1 protein-coding gene is annotated in these 2,642 nt (G+C 65.8%); it reads left to right on the top strand.

The features are described from left to right. Positions 1 to 185: 185 nt before the first annotated feature. Positions 186 to 2,543, top strand: coding sequence for an HAD-IC family P-type ATPase (locus QCD75_RS21685; protein ID WP_301231596.1), 2,358 nt, complete (start codon positions 186 to 188; stop codon positions 2,541 to 2,543). Positions 2,544 to 2,642 lie beyond the last annotated feature (99 nt).

Below are 2,642 nucleotides of genomic sequence, written 5' to 3'. Positions count from 1 at the left end.
GCCCTCCCCCACACCCAAACAACAAAAACCCGCCCCTGTGGGCTCCATCACCTGCTTTCCGGGGCCCCTGCCGTTACGATCAGGAGGTGATGGCAGAACGCCGGCGCCACAGACCAGACTTGCTGCACCGGCGCGTGTCCGGGCCAGCCGCCGCCGGCCTGTCCGGCGGCGATGTCGCCTCCCGCATGAGTCAGGGACTTGCGAACCGCGTACCGGATACAACCAGCCGCAGCCTCTGGCAGATCGTTCGGGCCAATGTACTGACGCTGTTCAACGCAATCGTGGGCACGAGTTTCGTCCTCCTGCTCCTGCTGGGCAGCTGGCAGGATGCGCTATTTGGCCTGGCCGCAGCCGGCAACGCCGTCATCGGCGTCGTGCAGGAGTACCGCGCCAAGCGGTCCCTCGACCGCCTGGCAGTGCTCGAAGCCCCGCTGGCGCGTGTGCTTCGTGACGGCACCGTGCAGGAGATCCCCACGGCAGAGGTTGTGCTGGACGACGTCCTGGTCCTGCGCGCCGGTGACCAGGTCACGGCCGATGCTTCCGTCCTCGAGAGCGGCGGCCTGGAGGCCGATGAATCCCTCCTCACCGGGGAGTCGGACCCCGTTGATAAGGAGGCAGGGACCGAGGTGCTTTCCGGCTCGATCATTGTTGCTGGACGCAGCACCGCAAGAGTGATCCGGGTGGGCGCTGACTCGTTTTCCAGCAGGCTCGCCGCCGACGCGAAGAGGTTCTCGCTGGTCAACTCCGAGATCCGCAACAGTCTCGACCGGATCCTGCGCTGGCTCACCTGGGCGCTGCTCCCGGTCGCCCTGATAGTAGCCAACGGCGAGATGCAGTCCAGGGGTGGTTGGGAGCAGGCTATCGCCAGCGGCGCCTGGACCTCCGCTCTGGTGGGGGTGATTGCGAGCGTCATCGCCATGGTTCCGCTGGGGTTGGTCCTGCTCTCAAGCGTGGCCTTCGCTGTCGGCGGGGTCCGTCTCGCCGCGGACAAGGTACTCATCCAGGAGCTGGCCGCGGTCGAAGGACTGGCCCGCGTGGATGTCCTTTGCCTGGACAAAACCGGCACACTAACCGAAGGCCGAATCATCTTCGACGGCGTCCATGAGCTGGCCGGACCCGCTGAACCTGGCTGGGAACATGCCCTGGGCTGGTTTGCCGCGGATCCGGAGGCAAACGCAACCTCGCGTTGCCTCGAAACGGCATTCGAGCACGACGGCGGCAGCGCCGCGGTCTCATCGGTTCCCTTCTCGTCCGCCCGGAAGTGGAGTTCCGTGACATTCGACGGCGGCAGGAATCCCTCAGGCTCGTGGATCCTTGGCGCCCCTGAAATAGTACTGATGAACAGGGCCGGCGGCGCAGGTCCGGGACCGGCGGCAAGCGCCGCTCTGGGCAAAGCGGGCCGGCTCGCCGAATCCGGCTTGCGAACCGTCGTGCTGGCCTACGCCGATGGCACAACCATTACCGCCGACGACGCCACACTGCCGCCAGTTGTCAAACCTGTCGTTGTGCTCACATTTCGGGAGCAGATCCGCCCCGATGCCCGACACACGCTGGACTACTTCCGCGAGGAGGGCGTAGAGCTGAAAATCATTTCGGGGGACGACCCCCGGACGGTTGCCGCAATTGCGCGGACCGTGGGGCTGGACGTCAGGGACGGCTACGATGCACGAAAACTTCCGTCCGACCCCCAGCTGCTTGAAGAGGTGATGGGCGCCAACACGGTCTTCGGCCGGGTGAGCCCCGACCAGAAAAAGGACATGGTGGCAGCGCTCCAGCGCCGCGGGCACACCGTCGCAATGACCGGAGACGGCGTCAACGATGTGCTGGCATTGAAAGAGGCCGACCTTGGCATCGCCATGAACTCCGCCGCACCCGCCACCAAGGCCGTGGCCCGGCTGGTGCTGCTGGATGGACGCTTCGACCGGTTGCCGGGTGTAGTGGCCGAGGGCCGCCGGGTGATTGCCAACATCGAGCGCGTGTCCAAGCTGTTCCTCAGCAAGACGGCCTATTCGATTGCACTGGCCGTCAGCTTCGGACTGCTCAACCTGCAGTTTCCATTCCTGCCGCGCCAGCTGTCCTTCACGGACGGTCTGACGATCGGGATTCCCTCGTTCTTCCTGGCGCTAATGGCCAATACCCGGCGTTACCGCCCGGGGTTCCTGCGCAGGTCGCTGTCCTTCGCCCTCCCCGCCGGCCTTATCGTCGCTGCTTCACTGCTGGGGTTAAGCCTGTACGCGCGTTCCAGCGGCGCTGCCGGGGGAGCCCCGGAGCCGCTACAGTCGGCATCGGTGCTGACCCTGTCGGTGATCGGATTGTGGATTCTCGCCGTCGTTTCCCGCCCGCTCGATCAGAAGAAGTTGGCAGTGCTGCTGGCGATGTGCGCCAGCCTCCTGATCCTGCTCAACCTGCCGCTCGCCCAGGACTTCTTCCATCTCGCGTTGCCGCCGGCGGACTTGTTGTGTGCGGCAGGCGCCGCCGCGCTTGGCGGCGGGCTGGCTGTCGAGCTCCTTGCCTGGATCCATGGCAGGAAATTCCCCCGTTGACGGGCCGTCGGTGCCTCGCCGGGTGCCAGGCCGCGACTTGGTTTGGGGTTTGGTGGTTAAATGCGGGAGAGCCCCGACCATGGTGGTTGGGGCTCTCGA

Origin of the sequence: Arthrobacter sp. PsM3 (assembly GCF_030433895.1) — a bacterium.
Classification (GTDB): Bacteria; Actinomycetota; Actinomycetes; order Actinomycetales; family Micrococcaceae; genus Arthrobacter.
The sequence above is the reverse complement of the archived record's forward strand: the minus strand, read 5'-3'. Positions and strand labels throughout refer to the sequence as shown.